The 20,402-nt window shown below is 66.6% G+C and carries 12 protein-coding genes; 10 read left to right on the forward strand and 2 right to left on the reverse strand.

All coding sequences use genetic code 11. The features are described from left to right. Positions 1–367: 367 nt before the first annotated feature. Positions 368–2,026 carry a GTPase HflX gene (hflX, locus tag F604_RS0109220; protein ID WP_019551410.1) on the forward strand — a complete coding sequence of 553 codons (1,659 nt, stop codon included), beginning with the start codon at positions 368–370 and terminating at the stop codon, positions 2,024–2,026. On the opposite strand, the gene F604_RS0109225 is transcribed toward hflX, so the two are convergent. Further along, positions 2,014–2,280: an acylphosphatase gene (locus F604_RS0109225; RefSeq protein WP_019551411.1), complete on the reverse strand. Its 267-nt coding sequence runs from the start codon at positions 2,278–2,280 to the stop codon at positions 2,014–2,016. The genes hflX and F604_RS0109225 overlap by 13 nt on opposite strands. 59 nt (positions 2,281–2,339) lie before the next feature. On the opposite strand from F604_RS0109225, the gene F604_RS0109230 reads away from it, so the two are divergent. From F604_RS0109230 to F604_RS0109255, 6 genes are read left to right on the forward strand one after another with little or no spacing between them, the layout of a single operon-like run. Beyond that, on the forward strand, positions 2,340–10,400 hold the full coding sequence (locus tag F604_RS0109230) for a translocation/assembly module TamB domain-containing protein (RefSeq protein WP_019551412.1): 8,061 nt from the start codon (positions 2,340–2,342) through the stop codon (positions 10,398–10,400). Positions 10,401–10,412: 12 nt separating this feature from the next. After that, complete coding sequence (tdh, locus tag F604_RS0109235) at positions 10,413–11,444, forward strand: L-threonine 3-dehydrogenase (protein ID WP_019551413.1); 1,032 nt, start codon at positions 10,413–10,415, stop codon at positions 11,442–11,444. Between the two features lie 48 nt (positions 11,445–11,492). Beyond that, positions 11,493–12,554: a PQQ-dependent sugar dehydrogenase gene (locus F604_RS0109240; RefSeq protein WP_019551414.1), complete on the forward strand. Its 1,062-nt coding sequence runs from the start codon at positions 11,493–11,495 to the stop codon at positions 12,552–12,554. 9 nt (positions 12,555–12,563) lie between these two features. Continuing rightward, positions 12,564–13,556 (forward strand): S-methyl-5-thioribose-1-phosphate isomerase, encoded by a 993-nt coding sequence (gene mtnA / locus F604_RS0109245; RefSeq protein WP_019551415.1) that lies wholly within the window; start codon positions 12,564–12,566, stop codon positions 13,554–13,556. Beyond that, positions 13,537–14,151: a ComF family protein gene (locus F604_RS0109250; protein ID WP_019551416.1), complete on the forward strand. Its 615-nt coding sequence runs from the start codon at positions 13,537–13,539 to the stop codon at positions 14,149–14,151. Before mtnA ends, F604_RS0109250 begins: the two co-directional genes overlap by 20 nt. A 56-nt stretch (positions 14,152–14,207) precedes the next feature. Continuing rightward, on the forward strand, positions 14,208–14,606 hold the full coding sequence (locus tag F604_RS0109255; RefSeq protein ID WP_015716696.1) for a DUF4258 domain-containing protein: 399 nt from the start codon (positions 14,208–14,210) through the stop codon (positions 14,604–14,606). Here the strand turns inward: F604_RS0109255 and F604_RS0109260 are convergent. Further along, complete coding sequence (locus F604_RS0109260) at positions 14,603–14,971, reverse strand: zinc uptake transcriptional regulator (protein WP_019551417.1); 369 nt, start codon at positions 14,969–14,971, stop codon at positions 14,603–14,605. The genes F604_RS0109255 and F604_RS0109260 overlap by 4 nt on opposite strands. A 57-nt stretch (positions 14,972–15,028) precedes the next feature. Here F604_RS0109260 and F604_RS0109265 point away from each other — a divergent pair, with 57 nt between their 5' ends. From F604_RS0109265 to F604_RS0109275, 3 genes are read left to right on the forward strand one after another with little or no spacing between them, the layout of a single operon-like run. Further along, the gene (locus tag F604_RS0109265) at positions 15,029–16,045 is read left to right on the forward strand and encodes a YibE/F family protein (protein WP_019551418.1); all 1,017 of its coding nucleotides are present in this window, start codon (positions 15,029–15,031) and stop codon (positions 16,043–16,045) included. Positions 16,046–16,068: 23 nt separating this feature from the next. Next, positions 16,069–17,193: a metallophosphoesterase family protein gene (locus F604_RS0109270; RefSeq protein ID WP_026329101.1), complete on the forward strand. Its 1,125-nt coding sequence runs from the start codon at positions 16,069–16,071 to the stop codon at positions 17,191–17,193. Continuing rightward, the gene (locus tag F604_RS0109275; protein ID WP_019551420.1) at positions 17,168–20,098 is read left to right on the forward strand and encodes an AAA family ATPase; all 2,931 of its coding nucleotides are present in this window, start codon (positions 17,168–17,170) and stop codon (positions 20,096–20,098) included. The genes F604_RS0109270 and F604_RS0109275 overlap by 26 nt, the downstream gene beginning before the upstream one ends. Positions 20,099–20,402: the final 304 nt, after the last annotated feature.

Here is a 20,402-nt window from a genome sequence, read left to right on the forward strand (position 1 = left end):
TAAAGGGCTTTGGCCTGGTGGAAGCGGTTCTGGAGGGGAGAAGGGAGCGAGGCCACCATCTCGCTCACCCGGGCTGAGCCTGCGGCCAAGGCGCCCCGCACCACCTCTTCAAACCGTCGGTGGAGGCGCTTATCGGGGGAAAACGCTCGCAAAACGGCCCGTGAACTCCTGGAGCCTGGCCTCGGCCACCTTGAGCATGTCCATGGATCACCCCCGGTACCAGATACGGGCTGCGCCCGCAAGGGGAGATTTACCACGAAACGGAGATGTGGGTAAAGTCCTGGAGATTTACCACGAAACGGAGATGTGGGTAAAGTCCTGTTTCAATCTAGGGCTAGGCGGGGGTTTTTGGTATACTTAGGGTGCATTGGAGAAGATCTTCGGCAAGACGGAAGGGCTCAAGAAGAGTGAGCTCAAGAGGCTTTCCAACCTGTACCGCAGGCGCATCCCCAAGGAAAGGGTTCTCACCCCCGAGCTGGCCCAGGTCTTGGCCGGGCTTTCCCAGGAGGTGGGGAGGCCCATCAGCCTCCTCCTGGACCGGGAGGGCCGGGTGGTGCGGGTGGGGGTGGGGGATGCCAAGGACCTGCCCATCCCCGAGGGGGCCAGGGGGGAGTGGAGGCTATCGGGCTTCCGGCTTCTCCACACCCACCTGGCCAAGGGAGGGCTTTCCCGCCCCGACCTCTCGGTGCTTTTCCTGAACCGGCTGGACAGTTTGGCGGCCTTGGAGGTGGAGGACGGGAGGCCCACCACCCTGCACCTGGCCTTCCTCTCCCCGCCCAAGGCCCTCGAGGAGGACTGGCGCCTCCTTCCCCCCAAGCCCTACTTCCAGTACCTGGAGTTTGACCACCGGGCGGAGGTGGAGGCCCTGGAGGAGGAGCTGGCCCGTCAGGCCCGGGTGCGGGAGCTGGTGGATGGAAGCGGGGAGCGGGCCATCCTGGTGGGGGTGGACCGGGGGGAAGGCCCCGAGGCCGAGGCCTACCTGGCGGAACTGGCCGAGCTCACCCGCACCGCCGGGGGGGTGCCGGTGAAGAAGGTGCTGGTCTTTCGTCCCCATCTGGACCCCCGGTACCTGGTGGGGCTGGGCAAGCTGGAGGAGCTCAAGAGCCTGGCCTACCACGAAAACGCCTCCACCCTCATCTTCGGCCTGGAGCTCACCCCCACCCAGGCCCGGGAGATCGAGAAGGCCACGGGCCTCAAGGTCCTGGACCGGACCCAGCTCATCCTGGACATCTTTGCCCTGCACGCCAAAACCCCTGAGGCCCAGACCCAGGTGGAGCTGGCCCAGCTGAGGTACCTTCTCCCCCGCCTGGTGGGGAAGGGGAAGGAGCTGAGCCGCCTGGGGGGTGGGATCGGTACCCGGGGGCCCGGGGAAACCAAGCTGGAGGTGGACAGGAGAAGGCTTCAGGAAAGGATCGCCCACCTAAGCCATAAGCTCCGGGAGTTCACCCGGCGCCGGGAGGAGGCGAGGCGGCAGAGGAAGCGCCGGGGTGTGCCCCTCATCGCCGTGGTGGGCTACACCAACGCCGGCAAGACCACCCTCCTCCAGGCCCTGGCCCGGGGTGGGGAGCCGGGAGAGGACAAGTTCTTCGCCACCCTAAGGCCCCTCACCCGCCGGGGCTTCCTGCCGGGGGTGGGGGAGGTGCTCTTCACGGATACCGTGGGCTTCATCCGCCAGATGCCCAAGGAGCTCCTCACCGCCTTCCGGGCCACCCTCGAGGAGGTGAGGGAGGCGGATCTTCTCGTCCACGTCCTGGATGCCTCGGAGGAAGGGGCCATGGGGCGGTACCGGGTGGTGGAGGAGCTTCTGGCGGAGCTGGGGGTGGAGGCCCCCCGGGTCCTGGCCCTCTCCAAGGTGGACCGGGCGGCTCCCTACGACCTCTTCTATTTGCGGGAGAAGCTGGGCGGGGTGCCGGTTTCCGCCTTGAAGGGTACGGGGGTTTCGGAGCTCAGGGAGGCCCTGGCGGAGGCCCTCCTTAAGGTGGGGGTTCGGCCCCAGCCCTGGGCCCAGGCTCCTCAGTACACGTAAAACCCCTTTAGGCCGGTTTCCTCGGCCCACTGGACCTCCACCTCCTCCACCCGGGCCAGGCGGGGGCCCTGCTTGAGGTGGTGGAGGAAGGCGAGGAGGTCTTCCTCAGGGCCTTCCGCCACCACCTCCACCCGGCCGTCGGGGAGGTTCTCCGCATAGCCGGAAAGCCCGAGCTCCAGGGCCTTCTTCTGGGCGAAGGCCCGGTACCCCACTCCCTGTACCCTTCCCTTGACCAAGGCCACCAGGCGCGGCATGGTGGCATTTTAGCTTCTTTGCCACGCGGTTTTCATCTCCGCTGCCTATGCTAATAGGGATGCGGCGGGGGCTTCTCCTCCTCCTGGGGTTCGCCCTGGCCCTTCTCCTTTTGGCCTGGCCTCCCCTTTTGCGGCTTGCCGTGGAGCGGGGACTTGCCCTTTCGGGCTTCCAGGGGCAGGTGGGGGAGGTGCGGGGCCACCTTCTCTTTGGCCTCCGCCTCGAGGGGGTGGACCTTCAGGGGCCGGGCCTGGCCCTGAAGGCGGAGGAAGTGCGCTTGGGCTATGACCTCCTAGGGCTTCTTCGCAAGGAACTTCCCCTTTCCGTGTCTGTGAAGAGGGCTAAGGTCCAGCCCACCTGGGAGGCCCTGATCCCGGAAAAACCCGGACCACCCCCGGCCATAAGGGTGGTCTATCGGCAGCTTCTCCTGGAGGAGGTCCAGGTGGAGCTTCCCCAAGGGAAAAGGCTCTTCCTGCCCCCTTTGCGCCTCACCCTGGCCGGGGAAAACCCCTATGCCTTCGTGGCCCGGCTTCCCGGGGGAAGCTTCCAGGGGGAGGCGCATGCCTTGGCCCGGGATCTTTCCGCCTGGGAGGTGCGCTATAGGGGCGAGGTGGCAGGGCTTTCCTTCTTCTACCCGGGGCTTAAGGGGGGCAGGCTTTCCGGGGTTTTTCGCCTTCTGCCCACGGGTGTGGAGGGGGAGAGCCAGGTGGAGGAAGGGGCGGTGGAGCTTTTGGGCTTCCTCCTCACCCGGGTGGAGGGGCCCATCCGCCTAAAGGAGGATCGGGTGGAGGCGGAGCTAAAGGGAGTGGGCCTCGAGGGGCCCCTTTCCGCAAGGGCCGAGGTGGACCTGAAGGCGGAACGCTACCGCTTCTTTCTCACGGGCCGGCCCCGGCTTCCCGCCCTGGCCCGGCACTACCGCCTTTCCCTGCCAGTGGAGGGGGATGGGGAGCTTCGGCTTGAGGGGGAGGGTTGGGACCGGATCCGGGTCAAGGGAAGGTTTTTGGGGGAGGGGCGGTTTCTCTCCGAGCCCTTCCGCCACCAGGGAACCCTTTCCTTCGACCAGGTCTTCTCCCTGAAGGCGGAGGCGGAGGGAAGGCTTTTTGACCGCACCTACCGGCTGGGCCTTGGCTTGGTGGGTCATGACTACCAGGCGAGCCTGGAGGACTCCTTGGGAAGCAGGGTTGTCCTCAAGGGCCAGGGAAACCGCACGGAAGCCCAGGGCCAGGTGGCCTGGCCTAGGCCCCTGGAGGGCCTGGCCCAGGTGGCCTTCAGCAGTGAGGGAAACCGCTGGCGTGCCCGGGTGGAAAGCGCGGGGGTGCGCCTTCCCCTCTTCCTGCCCCTGGACCTTTCGGGGGAGGTGGCGGGGGAAGGGGACCGGGTTTCGGGAAGGCTTGGTCCTCTGGCCCTTGGGGGGAGCTGGGGCCAGCTTGGGCTAAAGCTTTCCCCCACGCCCTTGCAGGTGGGGAGCCTGGAAGGGGAGGGAAGGCTTTTAGGGGGAAGGCTTCAGGCCCACCTGCGCTACGCTTCCCCTTACACGGGCTTTCCCCTATGGGTGTGGCAGGAAGGTGGGGCCTACCGTTTCCAAACCCCTCACGGGGAGGGGGAGTACCGGGGTGGGATCCTGGCCCTGCGCCTGCGGGACCTGCCCATCCACGCCCTGGACGAGTTCCGTCTTTCCGGGCAAGCCCTGTACCGGGATGGCGAGCTTTCGGGAAGGCTTGCCCTGAAGGGCCGTTATCTGGAGGCGGAAGGGAACCTGCGCCGCCTGGGAGCGGAGATCCAGGGAAGGTTCATGACCCCCTGGGGAAGCCTTCCCTTTGCTGGGGCTTACGGCCCAAAGCCGGGCCTCACCTTGAAGGCCCAGGACCTTCTCCTGCGCTATCAAGGGGGCTTAAGCCTGAGGGGAAGGGCGCGGCTGGGACCCTTGGTCCTTGGGGCCGACCTCCTCTATGATGGGGGCTTCCAAGGCTGGGCCCGGGTGGAAACCCCTTGGCTGGCAGGGGTTTTGCAGGGGGAGAGTGGAAGGCTGGTCCTGGCGGGGCTAAAGGGGTACGCCCAGGGGGAAGGGGAGGTCTACCCGGAGCTGCGGATTGCGGGTAGGTTCCTCCCTCCCCTGCCGGAGGGCCTCGAGGTGCCTCCTTTGGCCTTCCGTCTGGACCGGAAAGGTTTGGAAGTGCTGGGGGTGGGGAGGCTGGAGTTCGCCGGGCGGTATCCCTTCCACCTAGCCCTTCCTTGGAGGTACCGAGGGGTTTCCGGCCGCTTCCAGGCGGAGGGTACCCTGGAACGAGGCCAGCTTAGCCTTTCCTCTCCCTATGGCCGCGTGGAGGCTCAGGGAGGCTGGCGGGACCTAAGGGTAAGGGGGCAGGGGGAGGTTCCCTATGTGGGTCCGGTGCGGATGGCAGGGAAGCTGGACCTCCTGGGGCTTGCCTACCAGGCCCAGGCCCACCTGGAGAAGCTGGACCTAAGGCTCGGCCTGGTGGGGCGGGGGGCGGGCTTCCGCTTCCAGGGCCAGGCTCCGGGTCTTCGTCTCCTGGGAGGGTACGAGGAGGAGCTAAGCCTTCTGCTCCAGGCGGAGGCCTTTGACCTCTCCCCTTGGGGGCTTCCCGCACGGGCCAGCGGCACCTGGGGCACCCGGGGTGGAAGGCTTAGGCTGGAAAGCCCCTACGGGGAGGTCCTTTTCACCGGGGAGGAACTTCTTTCCGCTCAGGCCAGGCTTTCTGGGCCCTTCTTCCAGGGAGAGGGCCAGGTTTCCCCGGAAGGGCTTTCCTTGGCCGTGCGGGGAGAGTACGAGAAAAACGGGCTAGGAGTGCGCCTAAAGGCGGAAGGGGAAGGGCCCTGGCGGGCCTTCCGCCTGGGGCTTTCCGGGGAGGCTCGGCTTCCCTACGTTGGCGCCCTGCCCCTTTCGGGCCAGGTGTGGACCGAGGGGGGAGGCCTTCGCTACCGGTTGCAAGGTCCCTTGTCCCTCGAGGGGAAAGGACCCAGCTATAGGGGTAGCCTGGCCTTGCCCTTTGCTGCCCTGGGAAGGGAGGGAAGGATTGCGGGGAGTTTCCAGGGCCAGGGGCTTCAGGTGGCGGGGAAGGGGGAGGGGAACTTTGCCGGCCTGCCCTTCACCTTCCAGGGGGGATACCAGGGTAAGCCCTTCCTGGCCCTAAGGTGGGAGGGCGGCGAGGCAGCGCTAACGGGGGAGGAGGTGAGGTTTTCCCTGGAGGAGGTGGCCCCTTTGGCCCGGGCCCTGGGCCTTTCCCTTGCGGGAAGGGCGGGGGGAAGGCTGACCCTTTCTGGCGAAGGGGAGGCCTGGGCCCGGCTGCGGTATGGGGGCGAGCCTTTGGCTTTGGACTATCGGGGGGGGACGCTTAAGCTTCACCTTTCGGAACGGAACCTGGGCTTAGCCTGGAATCCCCAAGAGGGGCGGCTTTGGGGCCTGGGGGAGCTTTCTGGGGGAGGCAGGCTTTCCCTGGGGCCCGGCCTTAAGGGGGAGGTGGAGGCAGGTTTCCGCTACCTGGGGATGGCGGTGAGGTTAAAGGGCCCTTGGGAGGCCCTTTCCCTCGAGGCCCGCTACCAAAGGGAGGGGCTGGGGGAAACCTCCCTTCTGGGCCGGGTGGACCTCTTGGCTTTAAGGGGCCAGGGCACCTTGCGCCACGCCTCCCCTTACGGGGAAGGGGAGATGGCCTGGGCCTGGGAGGGGGCCCGCTACCAAGGGGAGGGGTGGTTCAGGGGCCTAAAGTACCTGGAGCAGCAAGGCCCGGTCCGCTTGAAGGGGGAAGGGGCCAGGCTGGAGGCCAGCTGGCAGGCTCCCTTGGCCCTTTGGCTTCGCCACGATGAGGCCTGGCACCTGGCCATCCAAGGGGAAGGGGAGGTCCAGGGGGTTTCCCTGCAGGCGGACCTTTCCTTTGGGCCTGAGGGCTATAGGGGCGGGTTTGCGGCCAAGGGGTACGGGTTTTCCCTTTGGGGGAAGGGGGAGGGTCCTTTGCGCCTCTTGCTTGAGGGGAAGGAGCTTCCCGGGGAGGTCTGGGCGGAAGGGACCTTGGAGGGCCTCAGCCTTTCGGGAAGGGCCCGGTACCAGCTGGAAAGGGGGCTTAGGCTTGAGGCCCAGGGGGTTTTCCAGGGGCGGCTGCCCGAGGTTTTCCTGGAGGGCCAGGGAAGCCTTTTGGGGGAGGGGGAGGCCCTGCCCTTTCGCTTCGCCTACCGCTACCGGGGCGGAGCTTTGCCGGTGGAGGGGCTTTCCCTGGCGGGCGAGGGGGAGGGCTACCGGATAAGCCTAAAGGAGGGGCACCTGAGCCTGGACTTGGATAAGGACCTCACCCCCTTCGGCTTCCCCGTGCGCCTTTGGGCCCAGGCGGATGGGCCCTGGCAGGAGGCCCTTCAGGTAAGACTAGAGCGCCCCGAGGGGGAGGTTTCCGGTAGGGTGTGGCTTTGGCCCCTGCGGGCGGAGCTACAAGGGGAGGTGCTAGGGGAAAGGGTGGGGCTCCGATACCAGGATGGGGAGGCGGTGGGGGATTTCCAGGGGCCGAGGCTATTTGGGAAGGCCCGCTACCGGAATGGGCTTTCCGGCCTTCTTACCCTCCGCTACCCCTTGGCCCAAGGGGGCTTGGCGGGGGCGGTGGATCTGGGGGCAGGCTCCTTTGGACTCCAAGGGGAAGGGGCTTGGCGGGGAAGCCTTTGGGGAAGCTTCTGCCTGCCCCAGCCCTTGGGAAGGTGCCCGGGCCTTTTGGCCAGGGTTCAAGGCGCTCTGGCCTACGGGGAGCTGGCCTTCCAGGGAGACTACACCTACCGGGCGGAGAAGGGTTACCTGGGGGTGCTTTCCGGGGAAGGGAGGCTTTCCACCCCTTACTGGGCGGTCCTGGCCCAAGGCCGTGGCCTGGGCCTGGATCTCTTGGGAGAGGGGCTTCCCCTTTCCGGGCGGCTGGATCTTTCCCCCTTCCGCCTGGCCTACCGCTACGCCGGGGCCCTGCCCCGGGGCCTGGGGGAGCTTTGGGCCGAAGGGGTTTATCCCGGGGAGTGGCTTAAGGGCCGGTACCGCTACGGGGAGGTGGCGCTTTCCCTTAAGGGGCTTCAGGGCTTCCAGGTGGGGGTTTCCGGGGCGGGGGTTTCCGGCGAGGTGGGGCCTAAGGGCGTGGCCTTTCGGTTTGAGGGGTTCCGCTATGGTCCCTTGACCCTTTCCGGCAGAATGGAGGGTCCCTGGCGGGAAGTGGGGTTGAACCTGGCCCTCATGGCCTGGGGCCGGAAGGCTGAGGTGGAAGGGCGGTACGGAGGGGAGGGACTTGTCCTGGAGTTCCACGGGGACCTCGAGGGGCAGGTGGCCTGGCAGGAGGCCTGGAAGGGAAAGGTGGCCTTTAAGGAAGGAAGCCTGGAGCTTTCCGGCAAACAGGTTCCCGAACTCCAGGGGGAGGTTTTGGGGGAAAGGGTGCGCCTGGCCTGGCCTCGTCTAGAGGTGGGGGGAGTGCGCCTGGACCTGGCGGCCCGCCAGGCGGAAGGGGAGGGCAGGATCCTTAAGGCCCTGTTGCCCGGGGGCCTTGGGGTTTTGGGGCAGGGGGATAGGCTTCTTCTGGACTACCGGGTGCCCGGGGTGGGCCTGCCCCTGGAGGGCAGCGTGAACCTGAAGGATCTGTCCCTGATTCTGACCACTCCCCAAGGGGAGGGGGCCTTGGCCTATGCCGGGGGCCAGGTGGAGGGGGCCTTGGCCTTGGACCTTTCCGGCTTCCGCTTGCGCCTGGAAGGGGCGAAGGACCGGGTGCGCCTCTTGGGGGAGCATCCTGCCTTTTCCTGGTGGGCGGCGGGGGCGGGGAGGCTTCAGGGAGAGGTGGATCTTGGAGGGGCCTACAGGGTTTCCTACTGGGCGGGGGAACAGGCCCTGGAGGTGGAGGGGAGGCTTTTGGAAGCCAGGCTCCGGGCGGAGGGTCCCTACCTTGCCGGCGAGCTTACCTATCCCCCTGCTGGCGATGTTCGGGTGGACCTTCCCCTTCCCCCCCTGGAAAGCCGCTTCCGGGGCCGGGTTTTTGGAGAGGGGTACCAGGTGGAGGGGGCGTTGGAGGGAGCGGTGGGCCGGATCACCGCCAAAGGAAGGCTTCTTCCCCTTAGCGGCAGGCTTCGCCTGGAGGGAGCGGCCTTGGAGGATTTCGCCGGCCGCTACGCTCCTTATCTGAAGGGGGTGGTTTCCGGGGAGCTGGCCCTGGAGGGTACCCGGGCCCAGGGCCGGCTTTCGGGGGAGGCGGAGGTGGCGGGAAGCCGCCTGCCCTTCCTCTTCGCGGGAGCTTTTGGGCCTGGGTTGGTGCAGGGCAAGGGGCAGCTTGGGCAAAGTCCCTTCCAAGTGGCCCTCGAGGGGGATCGGCTGGACCTTTCCGCTTCCTTCCGGGGCTTTCCCCTGCATCTCCTCCTCATGGCGGTGGCGGGGCCCCTGGAGGGGGAGGCCTACTGGACGGGGGCGGTGCGGCTCCGCCTTCCCCTTTCCCACCCCTTGCGGGGCGAGGGGGTCCTGGTGGGGGAGGCCTTGCGCTTCGTGGGGGCTGGGGATGAGCTTAAGGGCCAGGCGGTCTTTCGCCTGGAAGGAGGCCGGGTCCTGGTGGACCGGCTCCGCCTTCTGGGCCGGGGAAGCTGGGAGGGCGGGGGGTACTGGAGCCCGGAGGGAAGCGACCTTTACCTAAGCCTCAAGGACACGGTCTTCACCCCGGTGCTCCAGGTGGTGCCCCCCTTAAAGCCCTACCGGCCCGAGGGTTCGGGAAGCCTCCTCCTGAGGCTTAAGGGGGAGGGTTTCCAGGTGGAGTTCAAGGACTTCCGCTTCCGCTTGGGGCCGGTGGCGGGGTACCTTCCCCAGGGGCTACTCTCCTTGAACGGGGGGGCGCGGGCGGAGGGGGAGCTCACCCTTTTGGCTCCCTTCCCCGGGAAGGCCAGGCTGGGCCTCGAGGGTAGATTGGAGGAATTTCAGATTAGCGCCAAGGGCGTGGTTACCCTGCCCGGGCTGAAGGAGGAAACCCCGGCGGAGGTAGCCTTCCGCTACCCGGGCTACGGGGTGGAGATCCACCTGGGGGAGGCCCAGGCCCAGGGAACCCTCTTCCCCTTGCGCCTTGCCGGCTACGGCCGCCTTCCCCTTTACTACCCCCGGTACTACCTGCAAGAGGGCCTTCTGGACGTGAAGAGCTTCTTCCTCTACGAGGAGAAGGGCACCTACCACCTCACGGGCAACGCCGAGGTCCTTCGGGCCAAGCTGGCCCTGCCGGAGGCAAGGGCCAAGGAGCTGACCCAGGGGGGGGTGGAACTGGGGGGAAGCGGGGCGGGAAAGCCCACCCCCGTGCCCCTGATCTTCGAGGGGGTGCGGGTGTATGCGGAAAGGGGAGTCCTGGTGCAGGAAAGCCTGGCCCAGGGGGAGCTCAAGGGGGAGGTGTTTCTGGGGGGAAGCTACACCGACCCCTACCTGTCCGGACAGGTGGAGGCCCTGTGGGGTAACTTCCGCCTCTGGGATTCCCTCTTTACCCTGGATTCCACGGCAAGCTTCCTGCGCTTTTTCCCCGACCGGGGCATTCTCCCCGAGTTTCGCCTTAGGGCCCAGGCGGAAACCCGGGGCTACAAGGTCTTTCTGGAGGCCAGGGGGGAGTTTTTGCGGGAAAACGGCCGGGTGAAGGTGCGCCTCGAGCCCCACTTCACCTCCGAGCCGCCCCTCAGCGAACCCGAGATCTACGCTCTCCTCACCCTGGGTACCCCCGATGTCACCCGGCTGGCGGAAACCCTCCCCCAGGTGGCCCTGGGGGCCGCTTTGGAGAACCTGGTGCTGGGCCAGCTGGAGCGGGAGCTGGCCCGTTCCTTGGGCCTTGACCGCTTCCAGGTGCAGCTTCCCCTTCTCCAGGGGGGAGATCTGGAGGAAACCCGCTTTTCCGTGGGCAAGTACCTGAGCCCCGAGCTCTTCTTGGGCTACCAGCTGGACCTCAGAGGGGAGCAGACCCTGAGCGCCCAGTACCGCCGGGATGGCCTCAGCTTTTCCCTGGGCTCCACCTTCCTGCCAGGGGATGGCAGGCTTGCCCGCTTCACCTTCACCCTGGGGTACGACCTTACCCCGGCTTTGGGCTTGAGCTTTAGCCTCGAGGCGGCGGACACCACCCGCTTCGGCGTGGGTGCCCTTTACCGGTGGTAGCATGGCCCAGGTATGCGCGCTTTAGCCAAGCTGGCCCCGGAAGAGGGCCTAACCCTGGTGGAACGCCCCGTGCCCGAGCCGGGCCCGGGGGAGATCCTGGTGCGGGTGGAGGCTGCCAGCATCTGCGGCACCGACCTCCACATCTGGCGGTGGGACCATTGGGCAAGGGGCCGGATCAAGCCTCCCCTCATCACCGGCCACGAGTTCAGCGGGGTGGTGGAACGGGTGGGGCCCGGGGTGAAAAGGCCCCAGGTGGGGGACCACGTGAGCCTGGAAAGCCATGTTGTTTGCCATGCCTGCCCCGCCTGCCGCACGGGCAACTACCATGTCTGCCTGAACACCCAGATCCTGGGGGTGGACCGGGACGGCGGGTTTGCCGAGTACGTGGTGGTGCCAGCGGAAAACGCCTGGGTGAACCCCAAGGACCTGCCCTTTGAGGTGGGGGCCATCCTGGAACCCTTCGGCAATGCGGTGCACACGGTGTATGCGGGAAGCGGGGTTTCCGGGAAAAGCGTCCTCATCACCGGGGCGGGGCCCATCGGCCTGATGGCGGCCATGGTGGCCCGGGCCAGCGGGGCCGGGCCTATCCTGGTATCCGACCCCAACCCCTACCGCCTGAACTTCGCCCGGCCCTACGCCGACCGGCTCGTCAACCCCCTGGAGGAGGATCTCCTTTCCGTGGTGGAGGAGGTGACGGGAAGCGGGGTGGAGGTCCTCCTGGAGTTTTCCGGGAATGAGGTGGCCATCCACCAGGGGCTTAAGGCCTTGATCCCGGGGGGGGAGGCCAGGATCCTGGGCATTCCCTCGGACCCCATTCGCTTTGACCTGGCGGGGGAGCTGGTCATGCGGGGGATCACCGCCTACGGCATCGCGGGAAGAAGGCTCTGGCAGACCTGGATGCAGGGCACCGCCTTGGTCTACTCGGGCCGGGTGGACCTTACCCCCCTCATCACCCACCGCCTGCCCATGAGCCAGTACCGGGAGGCCTTTGGCCTGTTGGCTTCCGGGCAGGCGGTCAAGGTGATTCTGGATCCCAAGGCCTAGGTTCCGGCGTTGCCAGGTGTGTTATGCTCACCCCCAAGGGGGGTGGATATGGTTTCCCGCCGGCAGGTGGTCATGGGCCTTTTGGGGTTTTTCCTGGCTCGGGCGCAAGGGCTTCGGGTGGAGGAGGTGGTGGGGGGCCTCGAGGTGCCCTGGGCCTTGGCCTTTCTGCCCGGCGGGGGTTTTCTCGTGTCGGAGAGGCCGGGGCAGATCCGCCTTTACCGCCAGGGGAAGCTCTTGCCTTACGCCAGGCTGGAGGTTTACGCCCGAGGGGAGTCGGGGCTTTTGGGCCTCGCCCTCCACCCCCGGTTTCCCAAAGAGCCCTACGTCTACGCCTACCGCACCGTGGAGGAGGGGGGCCTGAGGAACCAGGTGGTGCGCCTGAGGCACCAAGGGAATAGGGGCGTGCTGGACCGGGTGGTCCTGGACGGCATTCCCGCCCGCTTTCACGGCCTGCACTCCGGGGGACGGCTCGCCTTCGGTCCCGATGGGATGCTGTACGTGACCACAGGGGAGGTGTACGAGCGGGAGCTGGCCCAGGACCTGTCCTCCTTGGGGGGTAAGGTTCTCAGGATCACCCCGGAAGGCAAGCCGGCACCGGGGAACCCCTTCCTGAACCGTCCCGGAGCCAGGCCCGAGATCTATAGCTATGGCCACCGCAACCCCCAGGGCCTGGCCTGGCACCCGAGGACCGGGGAGCTTTTTGCCAGCGAGCACGGGCCCAGCGGGGAACAGGGCTTCGGCTATGACGAGGTAAACCTCATCGTTCCCGGGGGCAACTACGGCTGGCCCCGGGTGGTGGGACGGGGGGACGACCCCCGCTACCGCGACCCTCTTCACTTCTGGCCCGAGGGTTTCCCTCCCGGAAACCTGGCCTTCTGGAGGGGGGGCCTGTACGTGGCGGGCCTCAGGGGGCAGGCCCTCTTGCGGCTGGTACTGGACGGGGACAAGGGCCACTGGCGGGTGGCGCGGGTGGAAACGGCCCTTTCGGGTTTTGGCCGCCTGAGGGAGGTGCAGGTGGGTCCCGATGAAGCCCTTTACGTCACCACCTCCAACCGCGATGGCCGGGGCCAGGTGCGCCCCAACGACGACAAGGTGTTAAGGCTGCGTTAGGCTTTAGGGGTGGAAAGGATCCTGCCCTTTCGCTTTGATGAGAAGGAAAGGGTCTTCTGGCTTCTGGACCAGAGGAAGCTTCCCCTCGAGGAGATCTGGGTTCCCGTGCGCACTGCCAAGGAGATGGCGGAAGCCATCCGGGCCATGGTGGTGCGGGGTGCCCCGGCCATCGGGGTTTCCGCCGCCTATGGCATGGTGCTGGCCCACCTGAGCGGGGAGGACCTGGAGGGGGCGGACCGCCTTCTAAGGCAGAGCCGGCCCACGGCGGTGAACCTCTTCTACGCCCTGGATCGCATGCGCCCGCACTGGGGGAACCTGGCGGGAAGCCTTAAGGAAGCCCAGGCCATCTGGCGGGAGGTGGAGGAAACGGAAAGGGCCATAAGCCTGCATGGGGCCAAGGTGCTAAGGGGCCAGGTCCTCACCCACTGCAACACCGGCCCCCTGGCCACGGGGGGGTACGGAACTGCTTTGGGGGCTATTGTGGAGGCTCACCGCCAGGGGCGGGTTTCCCATGTCTGGGTGGATGAAACCCGGCCCTACCTGCAAGGGGCCAGGCTCACCGCCTATGAGCTAAAGAAGGCTGGGGTTCCCGCCACCTTGATCGCGGACAACATGGCCGGCTTCCTCATGGCCCAGGGCCGGGTGGATGCGGTCATCGTGGGAGTGGACCGCATGGCCCTGAACGGGGACTTTGCCAACAAGATCGGCACCTATACCCTGGCGGTTCTCGCCCACCACCACGGGATTCCCTTCTATGCCGCCCTGCCCCTTTCCTCCGTGGACCCAAGCCTGGAAAGTGGGCAGGGGATCCCCATAGAGGAACGCTCCCCCGAGGAGGTCTTGGAGCTAAGGGGGGTGCGCCTTGCCCCCTTGGGGGTAGCTGCCTACCATCCTGCCTTTGACATTACCCCTCATCGCTACCTTACGGGCATCATCACGGAGAAGGGGATCCTCTACCCACCCTTTGACGAGGCCTTACGGGATGCTTTGGGGACTTCTTGAGGGCCTACTGGGCCATGCCTGCCCAGGATGTGGTGGGAAGTTGGATGCACCTCTTCTTTGCTTCGCCTGCCGCCAGGGCCTTAAGGCCTTTGCCGCGGGGGAGATGGTTTACCTGGGTCTTTACGGGCGGGTGGGAGGGATGGTGCGGGCCTTGAAGTACCGGAGGCGGTTCGCCCTGGCCTCCCTTCTCGCAAAGCCCCTGGCGGAGGGCATCCAGGCCCGGGGCTGGGAGCTGGATGGGATTACGGCGGTGCCCACCCTGCTTCCCCGGTTGGTCCTGAGGGGGTACAACCCCCCGGAGGTCTTGGCCCAGGAGGTGGCGAGGCTCATGGGGATACCCTACCGGAGGGTGCTGAGGCGGATCCGTTACACCCCAAGCCAGCCCACCCGGGGCCGGGCCCGGCGCCGCCTGCCCGAGGATCTTTTTGTTCCCGTGCTGCGGGTGGAGGGAAGCTGGCTTCTCGTGGACGACGTCCTCACCAGCGGGGCCACCTTCTTAAGGGCCAAGGAAGCCCTCCTTAAGGCAGGGGCAAGCCGGGTCTACGGGGCCTTTTTAGCGGTGCGGGACCCTGGGGCCCTGGGTCCTTACCGCTAAAGCCCACACTTTTCCCTATGCCTGGCCCTAGACTGAGGCAAAGGGGGTGGGTTTGCGTGAGGAAGTTTCGCAGGTTAACGGACCTTCTCCCCCACCTCCGGGAAGGCCGCTACCGCCTGGGGCCCCATGTGGCCAAGCACATGCTTCAGGAGGGCTTCACCGAGCTGGATGTGCTCAGGGCCTTGGAATGGGGCAGGGAGCTGGCCATCTACCCCGAGGACCAAAGGATGCTGGTCTTGGGCTACATGATCTTTCCTCCCCGGTTGAAGCTTCCCCTGCATGTGGTGCTGGAGTACGCCACCCCGCGGCACGTGGACATCGTGACCGCCTTCATCCCCAAGGAACCCTACCGGGTGTACTCCCGGGCCCGGCTGGCGGCCATCCTGCGCTTTGACGGGGCCTTGGAGGAGGTGCGTTGGAGTAGGCCCAAGGAGGCCTACCCCGCGTGGGACTAGGTGCACTCCGGGCAGCGGCCGTAGACCATGACCTCGTGCCCCTCGGCCAGGAAGCCCGGGGGCAGGGGGCCCTCCAAAGCCAGGTCGCAGCCCAAAAGCTCATACACCCTTCCGCAAAGGCGGCAGAGAAAGTGGTGGTGGTGCCCCTTTCCTGCGGGTTCGTAGCGGGAGGGTTCACCGGGAAGGGCCACCGGGGTGAGGAATCCCTCCTCCACCAGCCCCTTCAGGGTGCGGTACACGGTGGCGAGGCCCAAGGAGGGCACCTTCTTCCGGGCGAGCTCCAGGACCTCCTGGGGGGAAAGGGGACGGCCCGCCTCCAAAAAGGCCTCCCGGATGGCCCGCCGTTGCCGGGTGGAGCGCTCCATGGCCTTAGGATAGCAAGTTGAGAAGAAGTTTTCATCGTGGCCGGGTAGAGTGGGGGTATGCGCCCTTGGATACTTTTGGGGCTCCTTCTTTTTCCCGCCTTAGCCCAGGGGGATGGAAGGTATCTGGTGGGAAGGATCCTGGCCCTCGAGGCCCAACGGGATGTGGCCCTGGTGGAGGTGGAGGGCGGGAGGCTGGAAGCCCTTCTACCCGTGGACGGGGGCGGGTACCGGGTGGGCCAGCGGGTGGTCCTCTACCAGGAGGGCGGTAAAACCTACGTGACCGAGCCGGATCGCATGCCCTGGCTCCTTGGCCTTTTGGGCCTATTTGCCTTTCTGGCAGCACTTTTGGGCCGGGGGAAGGGGGTTAGGGGGCTTCTAGGTACCTTCCTGAGCCTTTTGGTGGTGGTCTACTTCGTGGTTCCCAGGGTGGCGGCGGGTGGGAATCCCCTTCTCTACGCCTTTTTGGGAAGCGTGGGGGTGCTTCTTCTCACCGTCTACCTGGTCCACCGGGTGAACCGCAAGACCACCGCCGCCCTTTTGGGCACCCTGGCCTCGGTGGCCTTCGTGTTGTTCCTGGCCCTCTTCTTCACCCGAAGCATGGGGTTTACAGGCCTGGCCTCGGAGGAAGCCCTGCTCCTCAGGCAATGGGGAGGTGTGGACCTCCTTTCCCTCTTCCTGGCAGGGGTGGTGGTGGGTACGCTGGGGGCCTTGACCGACGTGAGCGTGACCCAGGCGGCGGTGGTCCAGGCCCTGGCCCACGCCAACCCCCGCTTTGGTCTTGGAGAGCTCTACCGTAGGGGCATGGAGGTGGGCTACGACCACATCGGCAGCCTGGTGAACACCCTGGTCTTGGCCTACGCCGCAGGTTCCTTGCCCCTCTTTCTTCTCCTCACCCGGGATCCCACCCCCTTGCGCTTCCTCCTGAACACCGAGCCCTTTGCCGCGGAGATCGCCTCCATGGTGCTGGGTTCCTTGGGGCTTCTTCTGGCGGTGCCCCTTACCACCTTGGTGGCCGCCTGGCTCTTCCAAGGGGGGAAGGGCGGGCCTCCTGGGGAGCATGGCCATGTGCACTAGGGGGTGCTGGCATAATGGAAGCCGTGCGCCTATTGCACACCGCGGACTGGCATCTGGGCAAGGTATTAAAGGGCGTGGACCGCACTTCCGAGATCGGGGAGGCGTTGAAAACCCTTCTGGAGATGGTGGCCAAGGAGGGGGTGGACCTGGTGGTGGTTTCCGGGGATCTCTTTGACCGCCCCCAGGTTTCCGCCGAGGCCGAGGCCATGGCGGTGGAGTTTTTCCTGCGCCTTAGGGAGCTTGGGGTGCCCGCCTTGGTCATCGCCGGCAACCACGATCCCAAGGAGCGCCTCGAGGCCCTTGCCCCCCTCTTCGCCCTGGCGGGGGCGGCGGTGCGGGGAAGGCCTCTTTTCCGGGAGGAAGGAGGGGTGGTGGAGGTGGGAGGGCTCAGGGCGGCCCTTCTCCCCTTTGTATCCGAGCGCATCCTGGTGAAAAAGGTTCTGCAGGAGGCTGAGGAGCGCCACCGCACCTATGCGGAGGCCATGCGGCGGATCCTCGCCAACCTGGAAAGCCCCCTTATGCTGGGGCACTTCGCCCTGGAGGGGGTTCGCCCGGGGGCGGGGGAGTTCGTCTTCCACCTCACGGGAAGCTACGCTGTTCCTCCTTCCGCCTTGCCCCTGGGAGCCCGTTACGTGGCCTTGGGCCACATCCACCGCCAGCAACAGGTTTCCGAGGCCCCTGTGGCCTGGTATGCGGGAAGCCTCATCCAGCTGGACTTCGGCGAAGGGGAGGAGGCGGAGCGGGGGGCTTTGCTGGTGGAGGTGCCCGACAGGGGGCCCGTCCGGGTCCACCCCATAAGGGAGCGCTGGGGGAAGCCCCTTAAAACCCTCCACCTGAAGCCCGAGGAGCTGGACGGTAGGCTTCCCGAGCTGGAGCGCTTTCCCGGGTACCTCAGGGTGGTGGTGGAGGGCCGGCTTTCCCCGGCGGTGAAGGAGAGGCTCTTCCAGGAGCTTCCCCATCTCCTGGCGGTGGAAACCGCAGGAGGGCCTGAGGATGGGGGGGATGGGACCTTGGCCCCGGAGCTGGGTTTGGTGGAGGCCTACGACCGCTACCTGAAGGAACGGGGGCGGGAGGAGGAAGGGCTTCTGGAGCGGTTTAACCAGGTGCTCAAGGAGGTGGAGCTTGAGGCCCTTGCGCCTGGAGCTTGAGGGGTTTGGTCCCTATCGGGAGCGGCAGGGGGTGGACTTCTCCGATGTGGAGCTTTTCGCCATCACCGGGCCCACGGGGAGCGGGAAGAGCACCCTCCTGGACGCCATGGCCTTTGCCCTCTATGGGGTGGTGCCCCGGGTAGGGCGGAACGTGGGGAGCCTGGTCCACCCGGGTGCCAGCGAGGCCCGGGTCCGCCTCACCTTCCAGGTGGGGGGAAGGGTCTACAGGGTGGAGCGGGTGCGGGGGAAGCGGAGTGAAGGGCGGCTCTTCGAGCTGGGTCCGGTGGGGGAGCGGCTTTTACCCTTGGAGACCCTGGACGCCTTGAACCGGGCCTTGGAGGAGCTTTTGGGCCTCACCTACGAGGCCTTTACCCGGGCCCTTCTCCTTCCCCAGGGGGAGTTCGACCGCTTCCTTAAGGGAGAGGCCAAGGAGAGGCGCAGGATTCTCCTGGATCTCTTTGAGCTTACCCGGCTGGAAAGGGCCAGGGAAAAGGCGGCTTCCCGCAAGGCGGCCCTGATGGAGGAGAAGGGCCGGCTGGAGGGGGAACTTGCGGGGCTTCTTGGGGTGAGCCTCGAGGCCAAGGAGAACTTGGAAAGGGCCCTGGCGGACCTAACCCGGGAGATCGCCCGCCTTCAGAACGAGAAAAGGCGCCTGGAGGAGGCGGTTTTGGAGCTCAAAGGCCTTCAGGCGCTTCTCCTTCGCAAAGGGGAGCTGGAAGGCCGCCTGGGCCGCCTCAGGGCCGAGGCTTCCCGCATGGCGGAGGTGGAGGAAAGGCTCAAGAAGGCATTGGAGGCGGAGGCCGCCCTGCCTTTGTGGCAGGACTTGAGAAGGAAGGAGGAGGCCCTGGCGGCCACAGCGCAGGAGCTCCAAAGGGTGCGCGCCCGGCTTGCCCAGCTGGAAGGGGACCGCCGGGCCCTGGCCTTTGACCCCGAGGCCCTAAAGGAGGCGCAAAGGGCTCTTCTGCAGGCGGAGGGGCTAAGGGCCCTCGAGGCCCTTTGGCGGCGGGTGGGAGTGAAGGAGCACCTGGCTCCCAGGCTGGGCCTGGCTCCCGAGGCCTACGCGGGGGCCTTGGAATCCCTCCTCCAGGAGGAAGCCCTTTTGGCGGACAGGGAGCGGGAGTTATCCCGCCTGGTGGAAGAGCAAGGGCGGCTAAGGGAGAAGGAAGAAGCCCTGAACCGGGTTAGGGAGGCCCTGAAGGCCTTGGTGGAGGAGGGAGGGCAGACCCGAGCCCAGGTGGAGGCTCTGGAGAAGGCTCTTAGGGGTGCGGAAGCCCACCGGCTTCGGCAGGAGCTGGAGGAGCTAAGGAGGAGGCGGGAGTTTTTGGAGGAGGAAAAAAAGCGCCTCGAGGCGGAGCTTGCCCAGCTGGCCAAGGAGGAAAGGCGCCTGGGGCTTCTCGCCTACCGCGATCTTTTGCAACCGGGGGAGCCCTGCCCCTTGTGCGGCGGTGTGGTTCACCCCCTGCCCCCTCTAGTGGAGGGGCCCGGGGCTTCTGACCTCAGGAAAAGGCGGGAGGTGGGGGAGAAGGCCTTACGGGAGCTCCTGACCCGGCTTGGGGCCGTGGCGGAGGAGGAAAGGGCCAAGCGGGAGGCCCTGGAAACCCTGGGCGTGGAGCCCATCCCCGGGGACCCCAAGGAGCTGGAGGGGAAGCTGCAGGAAGCGCAGGTGAGGCTTCAGGAGCTAAGGGAAAAGTACCGGGAAAAACAGGGGGAGGCCCGGGCCCTCGAGGAGGAGGTGAAGCGGCTATCCCAGGAGAAGGAGCGTTTGCGCCAGGGGTTTTCTCGCCTGGAGGAGGCGGAAGTCGCCTGGGAAAAGACCCGGGAAGCCTTGGCCTCCCTGCGCTGGGAGAAGGAGGCCCTGGCGGCCGGGCTTTACCGCCTGCTTTGGGAGAGGACGGGGGGCAGGCCGGTGCCGGAGTACATCGGGGCCCTTTCCCGGAGGGTGGAGGAGCTGGAGGAAAAGGAAAAACAGGACCGCGATCTCGCCCGGGCCTGGGAGGAAGCCTCCCGGACCCTGGCGGGGCTTTTGGCCCAGGAGGAGGAGCAGCGAAAGGCCCTCGAGGAGGTCAAGGGCCGGGTGGTGGGCCTGATGCCCGAGGAGGAGGCCAAGGCCCTTTACCTTCCCCCCAAGGAGCGGGAGGCCCTGGCGGAGAGGATCCGGGCCCACCGGGAGGAGCTTGCCCAGGTGGAAGCCCTCCTGGAGGAGGTGGAGCGGGAGGCCAGGGCTCGCTTCCCCGGTTCCCTTCCCCCTTTGGCGGAGGTGGAGGCCCGCTTGCGGCGGGAAGAGGAAAGGCTTTCTGAGATACAGGGGAGCCTCGAGGCCAGGATGGGAGAAAGGGCCGTTTTGGAGGAGCGGCTTAAGGAGGTGGGGGAAAAACTCCACCGCCGCCGGGAGCTGGAAGCTCGCCTGGCAGAGGTGGTGCGGGAGATGGGCCTCTGGGAGAAGCTGGCCTTTGACCTCCAGCAGAACAACTTCCCCGCCTACCTCCTGGGCCTCAGGCAGAGGAACCTGGTGGAGCGGGCGGATGAGCTCATGGCTACCCTTTCTGCCGGGCGTTACCGCCTGCGCTCCAAGGAGGATGAGTACCAGGTCCTGGACCTCTGGACCGAGGCGGTGCGCCCGGTGAGGACCCTTTCCGGGGGGGAAAGCTTCCTGGCAAGCCTCTCCTTAGCCCTGGCCCTCTCCGAGGAGCTTTCTCGGGGGCGGCTTGGGGCTTTGTTTTTGGACGAGGGCTTCGGTACCCTGGACCCGGAAACCCTGGAGGTGGTGGCGGGGGTGCTGGAGGCGCTTCCCACCCGGGGGCGGCTGGTGGGCATCGTCACCCACGTGGAGACCCTGGCGGAAAGGCTTCCCGCCAGGCTCGTGGTGCGCAAGCATCCCTCGGGGAGCCGGGTGGAGTGGGCCTAGGGCTTATGAGTGGAATTTGCTAGGTGACGACTCCCCGGACTAAAGTCCGGGGCTTCTCGGGGTGTTTCCCTGCGGGAAAGCACGCGGGGTTTCCCCCGAAGGCCCCGTCCGGGCCCAGAAAGACCTTGACTCCGTATCGGCAGGCGAGCGCAATGCTTCTGGCTCTGCCACGGGTGTTCGTTTGGAGTTTTACCCATCGGACTACCCGATGGAACCCCCTACTCCAAGTTTCAAGGTCCACGGGGAACTTTGTCCCCAAGAACATTGTACCAAATCCGTGTCCACCTGTGGTGGACGTGGGGGA

It is taken from the genome of Thermus scotoductus DSM 8553, from assembly GCF_000381045.1.
In the GTDB taxonomy this organism is placed as follows: Bacteria; Deinococcota; Deinococci; order Deinococcales; family Thermaceae; genus Thermus; species Thermus scotoductus.